Below are 18447 nucleotides of genomic sequence, written 5' to 3'. Positions count from 1 at the left end.
AGCCCTGCCCCGGCCGCGCGTGCCGGCCGCGGAGACGGAGGCGGCGCAGGGGCCCCGGAGGATCGCAGCCGGCCCCCAAGGGGGCTCCAGGGGATCACAACCGGCTTCCAGCGAGCTCCAAGTATGTGGACCTACTCTCCGTGCCACCCGGATCTGTACCGATCATGAAACTTTGGAGTTCCCATATGCGCACCGGCATCCGAGCCCTGCTGGGCCTGACCGCGGCCGCGGCCCTCACCCTCGGCGGTCCCACCACCGCCTCGGCTCCCGGCATGCGGCTCCCCGGCTCCGGGAAAGCGGTGCCCGCGGTGGGGCCGACCCCGTGACGCGGAGCGGCGGCCGTGGCGATACGGTTGCTCGCCGCGGACGTGGCCGGCCCGGCGCCCCTCCGGGACGGGCCGGCCCGCGGGGGCATCCGGCCCGCCCGCCACCGGGACGTTGCGACGGCCGCGGTCCACCCCGCGGCCAGGAGGAGGTCTGATGGTCAGCTCGTTCGAGGCGGAGCCCGTGCTGCGGATCCGCGCGGACCTCGGGGAGGGGCCCGCCTGGGACGCCGCGCGTGAGCGGCTCGTCTGGGTCGACATCACCGCGGGTGCCGTACACCTCCTCGACCCCGCCACCGGCGTCGACCGGGCCGTCGACGTGGGCATCCACGTCGGCGCCGCCGTCCCCACCGCCGACGGCGAGCTGCTGCTGGCGGTCCGGGACGGCATCGCCCGGCTCTCGGCCGAGGGGACCGTCCGCATGGTCGCCGAGGTCGAGGCCGACGTGCCCGGCAACCGCATGAACGACGCCAAGTGCGATCCGGCCGGCCGCCTGTGGGCGGGCACCATGCCGTACGAGGCCACGCCGGGCGCCGGCGCCCTCTACCGCTACGACGGCGCGTCCGTGGTCAAGATCCGCGACGGGGTGAGCGTGTCCAACGGGCTCGGCTGGAGTCCCGACGGCACGGTCATGTACCACATCGACACCCGCGCGCAGCGGGTCGACGCCTACGCCTACGACGCCGCCACGGGTGACATCCGGGACCGTCGCACCGCCGTCGGGATCGACCCGGCCGACGGGTCGCCCGACGGCATGACGGTCGACGACGACGGATGCCTGTGGGTGGCGCTGTGGGGCGGGAGCCGGGTCCGCCGCTACACGCCCGGCGGCGTCCTCGACCGCGAGGTACGGCTGCCGGTGACCCAGGTGACGAGCTGCGCGTTCGGCGGCCCCCGCGGGGACGTCCTCTACATCACCAGCGCCGCCCACGGGCTCGACCCCGCCGCGCTCGCCGGGCAGCCGCTGGCCGGCTCGGTGTTCGCCGTCGAGCCGGGCGTCACCGGCCGTCCCGCGGTCCCCTTCTCCGGAGACCGGTGACGAACCGCTTCTCCGAAAGCCCGCGATGAACCGCGTCGCGCGGCCGTCCCGCGTCGCGCGGCCCGGTCGCGATCAAGCCCGGCGAACACCTCGGCGGGCGGCCCTGCCCCGCCTGGTGGTCCTCATGGAGGTTCCTTCCCGGATCACACGGAGCGCCGGATGAAAGCCAGGGCGGTGTCGCACACCTCGCGCCAGCCGCTGTCGATCGTCAGTGAGTGCCCGCGGCCGGGCATCTCGACGATCTCGGTGACGGCGTGCTCGTTGCGGGCCTGCTTCTTGTAGGAGGCGTTGGCGATGGCCCAGGGGACGGTGTGGTCCTTCTCCCCGGAGATGATCAGCAGCGGGCCCCGGTTCTCCGCGGTGCTGTCGACCTTGGTCTCACTCCACGGGTTGAAGTTGGCGATCGCGGCCTGGAAGAGCGGGGCGCCCGGAGCGGGCACCGCAAAGGTCTCGTACAGCTCCTTGGCCTCCTCCTCGGTGACGGCGTTGGCGAAGGAGTAGCGGAACTGGTCGTAGGTGAGCGGGACGGCGCGGTGGACGTTGGCCGGGTTGGTGAGCACCGGTGCGGCGGCCCGCAGCGAGGAGAACGGCAGGGGGAGCACCCCCTGGAACGGTGCGGGGTCGATGGCGACCGAGGCGCACGCCAGACCGCGCCCGGCGAGGATCTGGGCGAGCAGACCGCCGAAGGAGTGGCCGATGATGGCGGGACGGCGGTCGAGCCCGGCGATCAGGCTCTCGAAGTGGTCGGCGACCTGGCCGACCGTCTTGTGGGCGAACACCTCGGGATGCTGCTTGGCCTCGGCCACGGTCTCGGGGTCGTCGGGCCAGCCGGGCAGGACCGGGGCGAAGCCGGCTTCGGTGAAGACGGCGGCCCAGCGGTCCCAGCTGCTGGGCAGGAGCCAGAGCCCGTGGACGAAGACGACAGGGATCCGGCCGGAGGCGTTGGCCTGCTCGATCTGCTGAGCGTCGTGTTCGGCGGACATGGCGTGGGTCCTTTCTCGATGATGATCAGGCGGTGGGGGAGAACGCCGTACGGGAAGGCGATGGCCTGGCCGATGGTGGCCGAGGACGTCACGTGAACGTGCCGTCGTCACCGATCGGCGGTCGCCGGCACCGGCCATGTCCGTCCCGGATGGTGCTGACAGAAGAACGATGACCGCTTTCGCGGAGGTCTCGCATCCTTGAAACCCCTTAGCCCTCAGCGAGGCCGGCCAGGCGCGCTATCTTGTGACCATGGTCCTGCACGGCAGGAAAGCGGAGCTTACGGAGCTCGAAGGCATGCTGGGCAGGGCGAGAGCCGGTCTGAGCGGAGTGCTGGTCCTTCGCGGCCCCGCGGGAATCGGGAAGACGGCGTTGCTGGAGCACACGGCCAACGCCGCGCCGGGGTTTCAGGTCACGCGGGTGGCCGGGGTGGAGGCCGAGCAGGAGCTGGGCTTCGCCGGCCTGCACCGCCTGCTGCTGCCGTTTCTCGGGGACCGCGGCCGGCTGCCCGATCCGCAGCGGGACGCCCTGGAAACGGCATTCGGATTGCGGTCCGCCGCGCCGCCGGATCGCTTCCTGGTCGGGCTGGCGGCGCTGACCCTGCTCGCCGGCGCCGCTGCGGATCGCCCGCTCCTGGCCATCTGCGACGACGCGCAGTGGATGGATCGCGAGTCCCTGGAGGTGCTGGCGTTCGTCGCCCGCCGGCTGTACGCCGACGGGATCGTGCTGCTGTTCGGCGTCCGCGACGGCGACGCCGCCGGGGCGTCCCTGACCGGCCTGTCCGAGCTCCAGGTCGCGGAACTCTCGGGCGATGACGCTCTGGCGCTGCTCGACGCGTCCTTGGCGGCCGGAATCGATCGCGTCATCGCCGCTCGCCTCCTGGCGGAGACCGGCGGGAACCCCCTGGCCATCCGCGAGCTCGCACGCGGCATCGCCGCCGGTGATCTCGTGGACCCCGGGTTCGGCGAGCCGCTGCCGCTGGATCGCAGGCTCGAAGCGCGCTTCCTCCGCCAGGTCCGCGACCTGAACCCGCTCGTCCAGTCGCTCCTGCTGGTCGCCGCCGCCGACTCCAGCGGCGACATGGCCCTGGTACGGCGGGCAGTGATCGAACTGACATCCGCGTCCGAAGCCGACGTCGACGCCGCGCTCGAGCACGCCGAGCGCGGCGAGTTCCTGGCGCCGCGTACCGGCATGGTCCGGACCCATTTCCGTCACCCGCTGATCCGCTCGGCGATCTACGGCGGCGCCTCCGCGGTGCGACGGCGACGGGCGCATGCCGCGCTCGCCGCTGTCACCGACCCCGCGCGCGACGCCGACCGTCACGCCTCACACCTGGCCTCGGCCGTCGACGGTCCCGACGAGCGCGTCGCGGCAGCGCTGGAGGCCAGCGCCGAACGGGCCCGTGAGCGAGGGGGGCACCTGGCCCAAGCCGCCTTGTTGCGCCGTGCCGCCGAGCTCACGCCGCCGGGGCCGCAGCGCGACGGCCGGCTGCTGGCTGCCTGCGGCGCGGCCCTGACCGCCGGTGCTCCCCATCGCGCCGAGGAACTACTCGGCCTGCTCACCCCGGACCCGGGCATCCCGGTCCTGGACGCCCACGCGATGAGGTTGCGCGGCTTCCTGCGCGTCATGCTCGGCCGCGAGGGCGCGGTCGCGCTTCTGCTGCGAGCCGCGCGGATCCTCGCCGAGTCCGATCCGCGTGCGGGCCGGGACACGCTGCTGGAGGCGTTCGACGCGGTCACCGTCGTGGCGCGCATCGGTGTCGGCACGAGCGCTCTACGGGTCGCTCAGGCCGCGCTCGACGCACCTCCTGTGCCGGGTGAGCCCACAGTGGCCGACCTGCTGCTGGCGGCCCACGCTGGCCTGGTCGCCGTCGGATACGAGCCGGCCGTGCCCCTGATGCGGCGGGGAGTGCAGGCGATGCAGGCCGTCGGCGCCGAGAACGGGGACGCGGCCCGCTGGTTCCTGCTCGGGATTCTCCTCGCGCTCGAACTGTGGGACATCGACGCGCTGGGCATCTGCGCGCAGCGCTACTCCGCGGCCGCGCGCCGGCAAGGAGCGCTGCGGATGCTGCAAGCCGGCGCGCACGCGGCGGCCACCTGGGAGTTGCTGTGCGGCCGGTTCGCCGCAGCGGAAGCGCACTTCGCCGAATTCAAGGACATCGCCGCGGCGATCGGCGCCGACCCGCGTTACTCCGACCCGAGCGATGTCATGCTCCACGCCTGGTCAGGCGCGGAAGAGCGGACACTGGCGGCAGTGGCGGCTCAGGCGGGACCCGACGCCGACCGGCCGGGCGGCCTGCAAGTGCAACTCGCCCGCACCTCGTTGGTCCTGCTGGAACTCGGCCACCGCCGCTACGCCCGGGCGCAGGCGGCTGGAGAGATCGTCTACGACGAGAACCCGCCGCACTTCGGCAGCGCCGTACTGCCTGATCTCGTCGAGGCCGCGGTGCGCAACAACGACACCGCCGTCGCCGAGCGGGCGCTGGCTCGGCTGGCCGAGCGCGCCACCGCCAGCGGCACCCCGTGGGCATTGGCCGTCCTGGCCCGCTGCCGCGCCCTCCTGGCCGACGACACCACTGCCGAGGAGCTGTATCTGGAAGCCATCAGTCTGCTGGAGCGGACTCCGCTCGCCACGGAACTGGCGCGCACGCATCTGCTGTACGGGGAGTGGCTCCGGCGACGGCGCCGCCGCGTCGACGCCCGCGACCGGCTGAGAACCGCCCATGACATGTTCCTCGACATGGGCGCCGCCGCGTTCGCCGAGCGGGCCCGGACGGAGCTGGCGGCCACCGGGGAACGCGCCCGCAGGCGCAGCTCCGAGACAGCGCGCGACCTCACCCCGCAGGAGCTGCGTGTCGCCCGGCTCGCCGCCGGAGGTACCACCAACCAGGAGATCGCCAGCGAACTGTTCATCAGCGCGAGCACGGTGGAGTACCACCTCAGGAAGGTGTTCAGGAAACTCGGCGTCACCTCACGCAGGCAACTGCTCCACGCCCTGACCACGTGAGCAACGCCCCGCGGGAACGCGGTTCCGGCCTGCGGAAGCGCAGGTCGTACCGGTGGGTGCGCGGCCCGCGGGCGATGCGGTGCGTCCGCCCGGCGCCCACCGGGGAAACGGCCCGGGAATCACTTCCGAACCGCGTTCGCCTCCACCGGGGACCGGGCCGGGGCGGGACGGCACGGTGCGATCCGTGGGGACGGGTCCTGCGCCGCGTGGACGGGCCGCGCGATCCGCGCGGGTGACCGGCGGCCGTGCGGCCGGGGGCCGGGCACTCTCACCGCGTGTCCGCTTGGTTTCGGATAATTGGGTACGAACACCCATGAAACTGCTCATCGATCCTTTCGGGGGGTACCGATGGCGACACCAGGAGTCAACAAGACGGCCAAGGACGTGATGCACCAGGGGGCCGAGTGCATCGGCGAGCACGACAACCTGCGCATGGCCGCGCAGATGATGCGCGACCTCGGGGTCGGCGCGCTGCCGATCTGCGGAGACGACGACCGGCTCAAGGGGATCATCACCGACCGGGACATCGTGATCAAGTGCTGCGCCGAGGGCAAGGACCTCGAGCAGACCATGGCGGGTGAACTGGCCCACGGGCTGGTGTGGGTGGCCGCCGACACCAGCGTCGAGGAAGCGCTGAACAAGATGGAGGAGCACCAGGTCAAGCGCCTGCCGGTGATCGAGAACCACCGCATCGTCGGCATGATCAGCGAAGCCGACCTCGCCAAGGAACTGCCCGACAGCAAGCTCGCCGAATTCGTCCACCGCATCTACGCCCGAGCCTGACCCGCCCGGCCGGCGTGTTCGCACGCGGCCCGCGTGACGGGGCCCCGGCCGACCGGCCGGGGCCCCGTCGGGGTCGTGGCGTGAGACGGGCGGGTACGCGCCGGTGCGGGAAGGGTGACGTGCCGCGTCCGCTCAGGCGAAGCGCCCGGGCAGCAGGACGGCCGCACCCTCGACGCGGTCGGCGGCGAGGGCGGCCAGCGCCTCGTCCGCGGCGTCCAGCGGGTAGGGCGTGGTCGCCACCCGGAGCGGGTGGGCCGCGGCGATCCCCAGGAACTCCCGCCCGTCGGCGCGGGTGTTGGCGGTGACGCTGCGCAGGGTGCGTTCCTGGAACAGGTGCCGCCGGTAGTTCAGCGCCGGGATGTCGGTGAGGTGGATACCGGCCACCGCGAGGGTGCCGCCCCGGTCCAGGGCGGCCAGCGCGACCGGCACCAGCTCGCCCGCCGGGGCGAACAGGATCGCGGCGTCCAGCGGCTCGGGCGGCGGGTCCGCCGCGTCGCCCACCGAGGCCGCCCCCAGCTCCAGGGCCAGCTCGCGGGCCGTGGCCGACCGGGTGAGCACGTGCACGGTCGCGCCCTGCGCGATGGCGACCTGCGCGGTCAGGTGAGCCGAGGCGCCGAAGCCGTACACGCCCAGCCGCCCGCCCGGCGGCAGGTCGCTGCGGAGCAGGGCCCGGTAGCCGACGATCCCCGCGCACAGCAGCGGCGCCAGCTTCTCGGCCGGGACCTCCTCCGGGAGCCGGTAGGCGAAGTCCTCGGGGACGGTCAGGTACTCGGCGTAGCCGCCGTCGGCGTGCCAGCCGGTGTAGGCGGAGTACGGGCAGAGGTTCTCCGCCGCCCGCGCGCAGTAGCGGCAGCGCCCGCAGGTCGAGCGGAGCCACGCCACGCCCACCCGGGTGCCCGGCGTCAGCCGCCCCGCGCTGGGGCCGGTGGCCGCCACCCGGCCCACGGCCTCGTGGCCCGGCGTGGTCCTCGGGCGCCGCGGCGGCAGGTCGCCCTCGGCCAGGTGCAGGTCGGTGCGGCAGACGGCGCAGGCCTCGACCCGGACCAGCACCTCACCGGGGCCGGGCGCCGGGACCGGCACGCGGACCCGGCGCAGCGGACGCGTGGAGACGGGTCCGGGCCGCGCGACGACCCAGGCGTCCATCTCGACGGGGATCATGCGAGGTTGACGATGCGGCGACCGGTGATCTCGGAGGGGGTGATCCTGACGTAGAGCGTCCGTTCGCCGCCGGCCCACGGCCGGACGCCGGAGGTCTCCATGGCCGCCTGCTCCTCGGCGGAGGAGGCGTGGTGGGCGCCGCCCCGGACGAGCACGCTCCAGCCCTCGCGGTTGGCCTCGTCGATCCGGTCGACCTCGAAGGCGACCTTGAACTCGACCCCCTGCACGCCGGTGCGCAGGTTCTCGTCGAGCGGGCCGCCGAAGGCGGTGCGGAAGATCACCGAGTTGTCGTGCAGGACGTAGTTGACCGGCAGGATCACCGGTCCGCCGGACTCGTTGAAGGCCACCCGGCCCACCCCGCCGGCGGCGATCAGCCGCAGGCACTCCTGCTCCCCCAGCTTCTCCAGGGACGGATGGGGGCCGGGCCCGCCGTGGCCGGGCGGCAGGTCCACCGTCCCGCCCAGCAACGCGTCGACGCCGACGTTCAGGGCCGACGCCAGACGGCTCACGGTCTCGGCGGTGGGTGAGGCCGGAGTCTCCTCCAGGTAGGCGAGGTAGCCGGGGTCGATATCGGCCCGCTGGGCCAGCTGCTCGCGGCTCAGGCCCAGCTCCTCGCGCCGCCGGAGCACCCGGCGGCCCAGGTCGCCGGGGGCCGTCATGCGTCCAGTCATTGGATTCCTCCTGATGAGAGGGTCGACGTCGTGCCGGGTCCGGAACCGCCGGTCCCGGACGCCCTGATCACTCCGGTGCCTCCCCGCCACCGGGTGGCCCTAACCCGGCCTGACCATGTACGGCCTGGTCTGTGCTGGTCCGGCCGGGTCTCCATTCCATCGCCGGGCGGGAGTCCCGCGCAGCGGCCGGAAGTCCCCGGCGCGCGGGCCTTTCGGCTGCCGGACGCGCGCTGCGGCGGGACCAAGGTCCTGGGCCATCAGGGCCCGCGGGCCCTACGGCAAAGCCCGTCCCAACCGGGAGTCTTGCGGAGGACATCACTCGTGAGACGGAGCAAGCATGGACGTCTTGGACCTGTCACGCTGGCAGTTCGGGATAACGACGGTCTACCACTTTCTGTTCGTCCCGCTGACGATCGGCCTGTCGGTCCTCGTCGCCGGGCTGCAGACCGCCTGGCACCGTACCGGCAATCCCAAATACCTGCGGCTGACGAAGTTCTGGGGACGCCTGTTCCTGATCAACTTCGCGATGGGCGTGGTCACCGGCATCGTGCAGGAGTTCCAGTTCGGGATGAACTGGAGCGACTACTCGCGCTTCGTCGGCGACGTCTTCGGCGCCCCGCTGGCGATGGAAGGGCTGATGGCCTTCTTCCTGGAGTCCACCTTCCTCGGGCTGTGGATCTTCGGGTGGGAGAAGCTGCCGCCCCGGGTGCACCTGGCCACGATCTGGCTGGCCGCGATCGGCACCAACCTGTCGGCCTACTTCATCCTCGCGGCCAACTCCTGGATGCAGCACCCCGTCGGCTACCGCCTCAACCCGGAGACCGGCCGCGCGGAGCTCACCGACATCTGGGCCGTGCTGACCAACTCCACCACCCTGGCCACCTTCCCGCACGTCCTGTTCGGCGCGTTCGTCACCGCGGGCGCGTTCGTCGCCGGGGTGAGCGCCTGGCAGCTGCTCAGGAAGCGGCACGTGGAGCTGTTCCGCACCTCGGCGCGCATGGCCATGGCCGTCACCCTGGCGGCCTCGGCCGGCGTCGCCTTCTCGGGCCACTGGCAGGCGCAGATCATGACCGAGCAGCAGCCCATGAAGATGGCCGCCGCCGAGGCGCTGTGGGAGGACGAGACCTCCGCCGGGTTCTCGCTGTTCGCCGTGGGCGACGTCGAGAACGGCCGCAACCACGTCAACCTGCAGATCCCGTACGGCCTGAGCCTGCTGGCCACCAACACCCTGGACGGCAGGGTCGAGGGCATCAACGACATCCAGGCCCGCTACGAGAAGCTCTACGGCCCCGGCGACTACAAACCGGTCGTCGGTCTCGCCTACTGGTCCTTCCGCCTGATGATCGGGTTCGGCATGCTGGCCGCGCTGCTCGCCCTGGCGGGGCTCTGGCTCACCCGCCGCGGCCGGCTCCCGGCGAACCCGTGGTTCCACCGGATCGCCATCGCCGGCATCGCGCTGCCGTTCCTGGCCAACTCGCTGGGCTGGATCTTCACCGAGATGGGCCGCCAGCCGTGGACCGTCTACGGGATCATGCGCACCGCCGCGGCCGTCTCGCCCGGCGTCGACGTCACCGAGGTCGCCGTCACGCTGGTCGGCTTCACCGTCCTGTACGCGGTGCTCGCGGCGATCGAGGTCCGGTTGCTGCTGAAGTTCATCAAGATCGGTCCGGAGGAGGAGCCCGAGGCCTCCCCGGCGGCCGTCGCCCCCGCCCTGTCCTACTGAGCCGTCACCGAGGATCCCATGGAACTCACCACCGTCTGGTTCCTGCTCATCGCCGTACTGTGGACCGGCTACTTCGTCCTGGAGGGCTTCGACTTCGGGGTCGGCATCCTGCTGCCCGTGCTGAGCCGGGACGAGACCGACCGCAGGACCGTCCTGGCGACCATCGGGCCCGTCTGGGACGGGAACGAGGTCTGGCTGCTGGTCGCCGGAGGCGCCACGTTCGCCGCCTTCCCCGAGTGGTACGCGACCCTGTTCAGCGGCTTCTACCTGCCGCTGTTCCTCATCCTCGTCGCGCTCATCCTGCGCGGCGTGGCCCTGGAGTACCGCAACAAGAGCGACAGCGCCCGAGGCTGGGACCGCACCCTGTTCTTCGGGTCGCTGCTGCCGGCCTTCCTGTGGGGCGTGGCCTTCGCCAACATCGTCCGGGGCGTCCCGCTGGACGCCCGCCACGAGTACACCGGAACGCTGTTCACCCTGCTCAACCCGTACGCGCTGCTGGGCGGTCTGGCCACGCTCACGCTGTTCGCCCTGCACGGCGCGCTCTTCCTGGCCCTGCGCACCGACGGGGACCTGCGGGCCTGCTCGGCCGCGCTGGCCGTGAAGCTGGCGGTGGCCGCGCTGGCCGTGGGCGGTGCCTTCCTGGTCCTCACCCAGCTGACCACCGGCAAGCCCGCCACGTGGGCGAGCGCCGGCCTGGCCGCCGCCGGGATCGCGGGCGCCCTGCTCGCCACCCTGCGCGGGCGCGACGGCTGGGCCTTCGCCGCCAACGCGCTCGCCGTCGTCGCCGTCACGGTCACCCTCTTCGGCAACCTCTGGCCCAACGTGATGCCCGCGCTGGACCCGGCCCACAGCCTGACCGTCGACAACGCCTCCTCCACTCCGTACACGCTCACCGTGATGACATGGGTCGCCGTGGTCTTCACCCCGGTCGTCCTCGCCTACCAGGGCTGGACCTACTGGGTGTTCCGCCGCCGCCTGACCCGTCCCGCGCCGCAGACCCCACCGGCGCGGACCCCGGCCGCCGACGTGGCGTGACCCTCCCGGAGCGGGGAGGGAGAGCCGGGCGCCGACCGGCGCGGGTCCGTGACCTCTCACGGGCTCCTCTCCCCGCACGGGGCGGCGTAGGAGGCGCCGGGCAGGAACTGCCGCCACTCGTTCCCGGTGATGGACGTGCCGGAGTTCCGGCAGATCCTCCTCTCGGCCAGCGAGACGTCGGTGCTCCAGAACTGGGCCGTCGTGTCCATCGACGCGGTGGCCAGGGTGCCGTGCCGGGGCGAGAAGACCGCGGTGAACACCGTTCCCCGATGGCCCGCGAGGACCGCCCAGAGATCCGGTTCCGCCGTCTCGTCCAGCTGCCACAGCCGGACCGTCTGGTCGGCGGAGGCGGTCGCCAGCATGCGGTCGTCGGGGCTGAAGGACACCGATTTCACCGCCGCGGAGTGGCCCTGCAGTGTGGAGATCCGTCTCGGCCTGGACGGTGTCGAGACATCCCAGACACCTGCGGTCCCGTCGTTGGACGCCGTGGCCATGCGCCTGCCGTCGGAGCTGAACGTCACCGCGTTGACGTCGATGGAGTGCGCGGTGAACGTCGAGACCAGGGTGAGGTGGCGGGGGTCTGACACGTCCCAGATCGTCACGGTCCTGTCCGCGGACGCGGTGGCCAGGTGCCTTCCGTCCGGGCTGAACGCGAGATCCCACGCCGCGTCGCCGTGCACCTCCCGGTCGAACACCAGCGTCGGGCGTTTCGGGGTGGACAGCTCCCACACCTGGATCGACCCGCACCCGCACGACATGGCCAGCAGCCTTCCGTCCGGGTTGAACGCCACGGCGTCGGCCCTGATGGCGTTGCTCTTGAGCGTCGCCAGGAGCTTGGGCGCCGCCGGATCCCCGATGTCCCACAGCCGTCCCAGCCCGCAGGCGCACGCCGTGGCGAGGAGTTTCCCGTCGGGGCTCAACGCCACTCCGTCGACGGTGTTGTTCTCCTCGGGGAGGGTCGCCAGGGGCGTCGCCTTCCCGGGATCCGCGACATTCCACAGCCGGGCGGTGCGGTCGAGGGACCCGGTCGCGGCGATCCTGCCGTCGGCGCTGAGCGCGAGAGCCGTGACCGCGTTGCCGTGCCCCTTGAGCGCGGCCATCGCCGAGGGCGCCCGGACGTTGGTCATGTCCCACAGGCGGGTCGTGCCGTCCGAGGAGACCGTGGCCAGGGACCGCCCGTCCGGGCTGAACGTGGCCTTCTGGACCTCCGCGAGATGGCTGCCCAGGGAGGTGAGGATCTGCGGCTTCTCGCGGTCGGTCACGTCCCACAGGTAGGCGAGGTTGTCGGCGGAGGCGCTGACCACCATCGTCCCGTCCGGGCTGAACCGCACGCCGTAGAGACGGTCCCCTCCGGGATAGGAGGTGCTCAGCCTCGCCGGGCGGCTCGGGCGCGATATGTCCCACAGCGACATGCCCCAGTCCTCCGAGGCCGTGGCCAGCGTGCGCCCGTCCGGGCTGAAGGAGACGGCGTCCACGGCGTTGACATGGCCTTTCAGCGTGGAGACGTGCCTGGGACGCCTGCCGTCCGAGATGTCCCACAACCGGACGGTGGTGTCGCGGGAGGCCGTGGCCAGCATCCGCCCGTCGGAGCTGAACACCACGTCGCGCACTCCGCCCGTGTGACCCCGCAGGACGGAGAGGGGCTCGGGCCGGTCAGGACGTGAGACGTTCCACAGTCGTGCCGTCCCGTCGCTTGAGGAGGTGGCCACGGTCCGGCCGTCCGGGCTGAAGGCGACGCTGTTGACTCCGTCCTCGTGCCCGGTGAGCACGGCCGTCGTCGCCGGCCCCCCGGGGGCCGTGACGTCCCAGAGCCGGGCCGTGCGGTCGGCGGCGGAGGAGGCGAGCAGGCGGCCGTCCGGGCTGAAGGCGACCCCGGTCACGGCGTCGGAGCTCGCCCTCACCTCCGCCAGGTTCCGGGGCCGGCCCCGGTCGGTGACGTCCCACAGCTGGGCCGTGCCGTCGGCGTAGGCCACGGCGATGGTCCCGCGCCGGGGGGCGAACGCGACCTCGTACGCCTGGGCGTGGTTCGCGGTGATCCTGGTCGGCGTGGGACGGGAAAGGGTCGACAGCAACGCGCCGCGGGCCTCGGGGGTGGCGCTGACGCGGTACGCGGCGAGGCTCAGCTGGGCGGCCAGCGTCCTCTCGGTGAGGCGGTTGCTGATGTCGGAGAGTTTCTGCGAGGTCGCGACGTCGCGTTGCTCCTGGGCGATCCTCCCCTGGAGGAAGGCGTAGACCCCCGCCGCCGCCGCGACCAGGAGAAGCACGGTGAGCGTCGTGATCACCTGGCGGGTGATCCGCGTACGCCGCCGCCCCAGCTGGACGCCGGCGTTCAGAAAGTCGATCTCCAGCTCGTTGAGGTCGCCCTCCTCCAGGCCGGCCGTGACCGTCTGCGCCGCCGCCAGGCGCGTGTCCGTGTAGAGGTACGAGGGGTCGCGGCCATGCTGCTCCCAGGCCGCCGCGTCCTCCAGCAGTTGCTGCTGGATCAGGAGGTTCGCCCGGTTGCCGTCGATCCACGCGCCGAGCTGCGGCCAGGCGCGGATCAGGGCCTCGTGGGCGATCTGGACGGTGTTCTCGTCCACGGTGATCAGCCGCGCGGAGACGAACTCGTCCAGCGCCCGCCGGGCGGGCGCGTGATCGGCCGACTCCGGCGGCGGGAGCAGGTCCGGCAGGGCGACGACGCGGCGGGTGTCCTCGACGTCCTTCTGGAGATGCACCAGACGCGGCAGGATCCGCCGTGCCATCCGCCTGCCGTCGTCGTCCAGCCGGGAAAGGGCCGCGTCCGCGCTGCCGGCGATGGCCCGGTCGATGCCGCCCGTGGCGTGGTATCCGGCCAGGGTCAGCACCCGTCCCTCCCGGTGCTGCCACGTGGCGAGCAGCGCGTGGGAGAGCAGGGGAAGGGACGCCTTCGCGCCGGCGGCCGTCGCGGTGCCGGTCGCGCCGAGTTCGCGGAGCAGGAGATCCGTCAGACCGTCCTGCAGCGCCAGGTCCGAGAGCTCCGCGGGCTTCTCGATCGCGTCACGCAGCTGGGCGGCGGTCATCGGCCCGACCACGACGGGACGCTCCAGCGCCGGGACCAGCTGCGGATACCTGCTGCAGTGGCCGTAGAAGTCCGCCCGCACGCAGACGACCACGGTGGCCGCCGGGCCCTCCGCTCCGTCTTTCCGGCACGCCGCGCATATCGCTTCGACGAAGGACTCCCGCAGCGTCTCGTCGGCGTACGCGGTGAACATCTCCTCGAACTGATCGACGATCAGTATCGGCCTGCCGGCCGAGCGGGGTACCTCACGCAGCATGTCCGCCAGAACACCGGGTTCCTTCCTGAGCCTGCCGGCCAGGGAGTCCGTCTCCGGGGAAAGCCGTGAGACACGTTCGGCCAGCCTCTTCAGCGGGTCGTCGCCGGGGGTGATCAGCAGGTGCGGGCGGCCGGCCTCCCGAACGGCCGGAATCAGTCCCGCCCCCAGCAGGGACGACTTCCCGGAGCCCGAGGGGCCTATCACCGCGAGGGGGACACCGTCGGGCGGCTCCTCCATCGTCCGGGTCCGTATCACCTCGGTGAGCTCGTTCCGGCCGAAGAAGAGGCGCACGTCCTGCGGCCCGAAGGCGGCCAGTCCCTGGTACGGGCTGAAGTCCTCCGGGCCGTCCGTCCTGGCCGGCAGCTCGGGAGGGACGGGAGCCCGGTAGGCGCGGTTGGGGGCCAGCGCGAGCGTGTCGGTGTGGTCCATGGCCTGGCGGCGGGGCCGGGGCAGCCCCTGCCGGGCCAGGGAACGGTCCAGGGACCGGTACAGGGCGTCGAGGGTGAAATCCCGCGGGCCCCGAGGATCACCTTCGGTGAGAAGCCGGATGAGCTCACCGGTGAAGGCGGTGTGCGGCTCGCCGGGGCGGGCCCAGGCGGCCTCGTGCCGGCCCGCTGAGGCGAGCACATAGGTGCCGTGCCGCCATGCCGTGTCGAATACGTCGTCCGTCGCCGTCACCGCCGGCCCGGCGGCCCGGCCGGAGAAACAGCAGTCCAGGCCGACGACGAGGAGGCGGGCCCGGCATCCGGACAGGACCTCCCGCACCGCCGGGTACGGCAGCGCCTGGTGAGCCGCCACACCGCGACGGAGGTCGGCGGTGGCCCGCGTGGCCAGGTGCAGCTCCTTGCCGGGGCCGATCAGGCCGTGACCGACGTAGTAGAAGAGAAGGGTGTCGGTGGCGGATTCCGCCAGGTCCGCCAGGGCCTCGCCGATCTCCTGCGGATTCGCGGGGTCCATGACCTGGGTCAGGTTGCGCGGGTCGAGCCCCGCCCGCCTCACCAGGCAGTCGGCCAGCGCCGTGATCGTCGTCGTGACGGCCGGGACCGAGGTGAGGATCGAGCCGGCGGAGTGCGTGGCCGACCCGACCAGAAGGGCGCGGGAGCCCGCGGCGGCCAGGATGCCCGTCACCTTCACGCACCGCCCTTGTCGTGTTCCAGACGGCGGGCATCACCTTTGTCGCGTTCCAGGCCGTCGACGGTTCGGACGACTTCCGACACGAGTGCCTCGGCGCCCGCGGCGTCGAGGGCCTTCACCCGCTCCGCCACCATGTCGACTCTGGACTCGCCGTCCCTGGTGACGATGGTGATCGTCATCTTGCCCGTCCGGTACCGCAGCCAGGCGACCACGACCGCGGCGAGCACCGTCACCGCTCCACCCGGTTCGAGCGCGACCTGCAGCGCCTCGGCGACGGGGCCGAGGGTTCCGGGCGCGGGCGGGGATTCGACGACCCGGATCCGGCCGGCGAGTTCGGGCTCCTCGACCAGCCACTCGTACAGGTCGCCCAGGGCGTCGGCCGAATCCGGGTCGGAGATGGAGAGTTCGATGTCCATGGCCGCTCGTTTCGCGTTGATCTGGAGAACGCGGCGGCGACGCCGAGGCCGGGCCGTCGCGGAACACTATGGGCGGAACACTGTGGTCACGGGGTGCCTGATTGGGAATTTCCCTCCGGTCTCCGGACTCCGGCGCGTTGTGATTTCCACGCCGGTGACACCGGGACGGGTCCGGATTTATGCATACCTGAGGATGCCGCCGCCGACGTGTTTTGTAAATGGATTCCACGCCACGCGTCCGAGTTTCATGCCGGTGACGCGCGCCGGGGGAAATGCGCCGGGAGCGGAACCCCGCCGGGTGGTGTGCCGTACGGCAGGCACGCCTCCGACGTGGTGGACGGATCGGCGGTCACCTGCCGTTCTCCCGAGATGATCTCCATTGCGCGGCGCGGCGCGTGAGGCCCGGCCTCCCGGGATGGTCACCGAGGCGTCCCGGTCCGGAACCGCGAGAGCGGGGAGCGTATGACGGGCGAGGTGGCCGTTCCGCCGCCCCGCGGATCCGTGGACTGGATCGCGAAACTCCATAGCGCATTCGGATTAGGTAGACGTATTGCCAGATTTGCCCGAATTCTTATGCCGCGCCGTAACGTGACGATCTTTCACGACGCTTTTTCGGGATGCCGGATTTCGCTCCCGGGCGGCCCGGCCGGTCCTGCCGGGTGTACGCCCTCGGCGGCGGCGCGCTGTGCCGGGCTTCCGCCACGCGAGCGCGCGGCCCACGGCGAACCACCGGTATCCGGGCCTCCCCGGCCGGGGGCGAGCGCGGCGGCGGCCGGGTCTCCGGCCGCCGCGTGCACGGGTGGCCCCCGCTCAGGAGCGGGTGTCCTCCTGCTCCGGGCGGTCGGCCTTCATCCGGGCCGCCAGGGCCGCGACCTGCGTGCGGCGCTGCATGTTGAGCTTCGCCAGCAGGTTGGACACGTAGTTCTTCACCGTCTTCTCGGCCAGGAACAGTCGTTCCCCGATCTGGCGGTTGGTCAGGCCCTCGCCGATCAGCTCCAGGATGTGCCGCTCCTGCTCCGACAGGGTCCCGAGCGGGTCCTTGCGCTCGGCCTGCTCGCGCAGGCGCCGCAGCATGGTCGCGGTGGTCGCCGGGTCCAGGAGCGACTGCCCGGAGGCCACGGTGCGGACGGCGCCGACCAGGTCGGAGCCGTGGATCTGCTTGAGGACGTAACCCGACGCGCCCGCCATCACGGCGTCGAACAGCGCGTCGTCGTCGGCGAAGGAGGTCAGCATCAGGCACGCCAGCTCGGGCATGCGCGAGCGCACCTCCCGGCACACGCCCACGCCGCTGCCGTCGGGCAGCCGCACATCCAGCACCGCCACGTCGGGCTTGAGCGCCGGAATGCGGGCGATGGCCGACTCCGCGGTCCCGGCCTCGCCGATGACCTCGATGTCGTCCTCCGACTCCAGCAGCGCGGCGACGCCCCGGCGCACCACCTCATGGTCGTCCAGCAGGAAAACGCGAATCATGGATCGAACCTATCCGCCGCGCGGCCGGGGTGGTAGGGGCCAAGGTCCCGTGCGCCGCGCCGGCCGGTGCCCCGGTGCTCCCGCTCGTAACGCTCGAACGCGACCCGGTGGTCGCCCGCGGCGGCGTGCGCCTCACCGGCCGGCACGTAGTCCCGGGCCCGCATCGCGTGTGCTCCCCCGCCGGCGGATGATGCCGGCTTCGGGGCCGCCACGGAAGCCGGAGAGGTTCAGCCTCACGTGCCCGCCGGGGCGGGCCGCCCCGGACCGTCAGGAGGGCGACGGGAGCACGCCGAACGGGTCGGGCGGAGCCATCGGGTCGGCCAGCCTGTGCAGCTCATACCGGTGGAACATCTCCTGAGCCAGGGTCACCGGCCCGTCCTGCTTGATCTTCATGGTGGCCCGCAGCACCGTGGTGCCGCCCGTCGTCACCTCGTCATGCGAAATGCCGTCGACGAGGTCGGAGAGCGGATCGCCCGAGGTCGTCCTGGCCGCCACGGTGAACTTCCCGGTGAAGGTCTCCTTCACCTGGGGGACGCGGGGCAGCACGCACACGACGTTGACCGCCTGGGCGTCCGGGGTCGCGGGACGGCGCAGGCCCACGCCGTACAGTGCCACGCCTCCGGGCTCCGGGGGCTCCGCGACGATCGCGGCGACCACGTCGCCCAGGCAGTCGGCGACCGCGGCGTGCCCGGGCTCGGCGGCCAGGGAGGGGCCGCCGCCGAGCGCGCTCGCCACGGGAGCGGCCGCGGACCCGGCCACCAGCGCCGAATCCGTCACCACCACCTGGTTGAGCTGGTTCAGCAGGCTGAGCTTGGTGACCTGTACGCTGTCCTGATCGATCGCGTTGTCGGCGGCGAGTGACAGCCCTTCCTGCCCGCCGATCGTGCGTGGCTTGGCGCCCAGGGCGGTCAGCTTGGCGCGGATGGCCGCGGCGTCGAGCGTGCCCTCGACACGGACCGCGGCCTTCGGCGGGATGCCGGAGAAGACCGCCCGATCGGCTCCGTAGACGTTGATCCCGGTCGGCTCGGGCAACAGCGCCGCGCTGGAGGCGAGCTGGCCGAAGCCCGTGCCGACAGCCCGCAGCCAGCGGCTGTCCCCGCCGAGGCCGCCCGAGGTGACCACGCCGAGCTTGCGCCAGTGCGCCATGTCACCGTAGTCCAGATAGGCGGCGGCCGGGCCGTCGGCTGCCAGCTTCCCCATCATCTCGCGCAGCCCGCCCGCCGTCGCGCCGCCCGGGGTGGCGGGGGTCGGGGAGGCGGAGGGCCCGGCGCCGGGGGAGGGCGGGCCGGCGTCACCCGCTTCGGCGCAACCCGCAACCAGCAGACCCGTCACCGCGAGGAACAAACCAAGACCACGCACATGCGAACCCTAGCCACCCCGGCCTTCGGACCGCCACCGCACCCGATCAGGTACCG

At 72.5% G+C, this 18447-nt stretch carries 14 protein-coding genes; 6 read left to right on the top strand and 8 right to left on the bottom strand.

Annotated features, from left to right (window positions below):
- The first annotated feature begins 185 nt into the window (after positions 1-185).
- Both ABD841_RS22920 and ABD841_RS22915 read left to right on the top strand, forming a co-directional pair.
- Positions 186-326, top strand: coding sequence for a hypothetical protein (locus ABD841_RS22920; protein ID WP_344975364.1), 141 nt, complete (start codon positions 186-188; stop codon positions 324-326).
- A gap of 154 nt (positions 327-480) precedes the next feature.
- Positions 481-1362 carry an SMP-30/gluconolactonase/LRE family protein gene (locus tag ABD841_RS22915; RefSeq protein ID WP_344975361.1) on the top strand — a complete coding sequence of 294 codons (882 nt, stop codon included), beginning with the start codon at positions 481-483 and terminating at the stop codon, positions 1360-1362.
- Between the two features lie 143 nt (positions 1363-1505).
- Here the strand turns inward: ABD841_RS22915 and ABD841_RS22910 are convergent, their stop codons facing one another.
- The gene (locus ABD841_RS22910) at positions 1506-2345 is read right to left on the bottom strand and encodes an alpha/beta hydrolase (RefSeq protein WP_344975356.1); all 840 of its coding nucleotides are present in this window, start codon (positions 2343-2345) and stop codon (positions 1506-1508) included.
- Positions 2346-2595: 250 nt separating this feature from the next.
- Here ABD841_RS22910 and ABD841_RS22905 point away from each other — a divergent pair, with 250 nt between their 5' ends.
- Positions 2596-5349, top strand: a complete 2754-nt coding sequence (locus tag ABD841_RS22905; RefSeq protein ID WP_344975353.1) for an AAA family ATPase — start codon at positions 2596-2598, stop codon at positions 5347-5349.
- A gap of 348 nt (positions 5350-5697) precedes the next feature.
- Positions 5698-6132 carry a CBS domain-containing protein gene (locus tag ABD841_RS22900; RefSeq protein WP_344975349.1) on the top strand — a complete coding sequence of 145 codons (435 nt, stop codon included), beginning with the start codon at positions 5698-5700 and terminating at the stop codon, positions 6130-6132.
- A gap of 132 nt (positions 6133-6264) precedes the next feature.
- Here the strand turns inward: ABD841_RS22900 and ABD841_RS22895 are convergent, their stop codons facing one another.
- Both ABD841_RS22895 and ABD841_RS22890 read right to left on the bottom strand, forming a co-directional pair.
- Positions 6265-7290, bottom strand: coding sequence for a zinc-dependent alcohol dehydrogenase family protein (locus ABD841_RS22895; RefSeq protein WP_344975346.1), 1026 nt, complete (start codon positions 7288-7290; stop codon positions 6265-6267).
- Entirely contained in the window at positions 7287-7961 is a 675-nt protein-coding gene (locus ABD841_RS22890; RefSeq protein WP_344975343.1) for a pyridoxamine 5'-phosphate oxidase family protein, read from the bottom strand. Before ABD841_RS22890 ends, ABD841_RS22895 begins: the two co-directional genes overlap by 4 nt.
- A gap of 337 nt (positions 7962-8298) precedes the next feature.
- On the opposite strand from ABD841_RS22890, the gene ABD841_RS22885 reads away from it, so the two are divergent.
- Together ABD841_RS22885 and cydB are read left to right on the top strand one after the other, a co-directional pair.
- Entirely contained in the window at positions 8299-9684 is a 1386-nt protein-coding gene (locus ABD841_RS22885) for a cytochrome ubiquinol oxidase subunit I (protein ID WP_344975340.1), read from the top strand.
- A gap of 18 nt (positions 9685-9702) precedes the next feature.
- Positions 9703-10719 carry a cytochrome d ubiquinol oxidase subunit II gene (cydB, locus tag ABD841_RS22880; protein ID WP_344975336.1) on the top strand — a complete coding sequence of 339 codons (1017 nt, stop codon included), beginning with the start codon at positions 9703-9705 and terminating at the stop codon, positions 10717-10719.
- Positions 10720-10775: 56 nt separating this feature from the next.
- Here the strand turns inward: cydB and ABD841_RS22875 are convergent, their stop codons facing one another.
- From ABD841_RS22875 to ABD841_RS22855, 5 genes are all read right to left on the bottom strand, one after another.
- On the bottom strand, positions 10776-15146 hold the full coding sequence (locus ABD841_RS22875) for a caspase, EACC1-associated type (protein ID WP_344975333.1): 4371 nt from the start codon (positions 15144-15146) through the stop codon (positions 10776-10778).
- Positions 15143-15562, bottom strand: a complete 420-nt coding sequence (locus ABD841_RS22870; protein WP_344975330.1) for an effector-associated constant component EACC1 — start codon at positions 15560-15562, stop codon at positions 15143-15145. The genes ABD841_RS22875 and ABD841_RS22870 overlap by 4 nt, the downstream gene beginning before the upstream one ends.
- Positions 15563-16372: 810 nt before the next feature.
- On the bottom strand, positions 16373-17032 hold the full coding sequence (locus tag ABD841_RS22865; RefSeq protein ID WP_344975327.1) for a response regulator: 660 nt from the start codon (positions 17030-17032) through the stop codon (positions 16373-16375).
- Positions 17029-17196: a hypothetical protein gene (locus tag ABD841_RS22860; protein WP_344975324.1), complete on the bottom strand. Its 168-nt coding sequence runs from the start codon at positions 17194-17196 to the stop codon at positions 17029-17031. Before ABD841_RS22860 ends, ABD841_RS22865 begins: the two co-directional genes overlap by 4 nt.
- 103 nt (positions 17197-17299) lie before the next feature.
- A complete protein-coding gene (locus ABD841_RS22855) occupies positions 17300-18391 on the bottom strand; it encodes a hypothetical protein (protein ID WP_344975321.1) in 1092 nt (363 codons plus the stop codon).
- Positions 18392-18447 lie beyond the last annotated feature (56 nt).

It is taken from the genome of Streptosporangium fragile, assembly GCF_039534445.1.
Lineage (GTDB): Bacteria > Actinomycetota > Actinomycetes > Streptosporangiales > Streptosporangiaceae > Streptosporangium > Streptosporangium fragile.
This window is presented reverse-complemented; position numbering and strand designations above follow the sequence as displayed.

Coding starts and splice junctions, on each gene's coding strand:
- ABD841_RS22890 (WP_344975343.1), bottom strand. CDS start 7,961: ATGACTGGACGCATGACGGCCCCCGGCGACCTGGGCCGCCGGGTGCTC.
- ABD841_RS22900 (WP_344975349.1), top strand. CDS start 5,698: ATGGCGACACCAGGAGTCAACAAGACGGCCAAGGACGTGATGCACCAG.
- ABD841_RS22870 (WP_344975330.1), bottom strand. CDS start 15,562: ATGGACATCGAACTCTCCATCTCCGACCCGGATTCGGCCGACGCCCTG.
- ABD841_RS22860 (WP_344975324.1), bottom strand. CDS start 17,196: ATGCGGGCCCGGGACTACGTGCCGGCCGGTGAGGCGCACGCCGCCGCG.
- ABD841_RS22865 (WP_344975327.1), bottom strand. CDS start 17,032: ATGATTCGCGTTTTCCTGCTGGACGACCATGAGGTGGTGCGCCGGGGC.
- ABD841_RS22910 (WP_344975356.1), bottom strand. CDS start 2,345: ATGTCCGCCGAACACGACGCTCAGCAGATCGAGCAGGCCAACGCCTCC.
- ABD841_RS22885 (WP_344975340.1), top strand. CDS start 8,299: ATGGACGTCTTGGACCTGTCACGCTGGCAGTTCGGGATAACGACGGTC.
- ABD841_RS22920 (WP_344975364.1), top strand. CDS start 186: ATGCGCACCGGCATCCGAGCCCTGCTGGGCCTGACCGCGGCCGCGGCC.
- ABD841_RS22915 (WP_344975361.1), top strand. CDS start 481: ATGGTCAGCTCGTTCGAGGCGGAGCCCGTGCTGCGGATCCGCGCGGAC.
- ABD841_RS22905 (WP_344975353.1), top strand. CDS start 2,596: ATGGTCCTGCACGGCAGGAAAGCGGAGCTTACGGAGCTCGAAGGCATG.
- cydB (WP_344975336.1), top strand. CDS start 9,703: ATGGAACTCACCACCGTCTGGTTCCTGCTCATCGCCGTACTGTGGACC.
- ABD841_RS22895 (WP_344975346.1), bottom strand. CDS start 7,290: ATGATCCCCGTCGAGATGGACGCCTGGGTCGTCGCGCGGCCCGGACCC.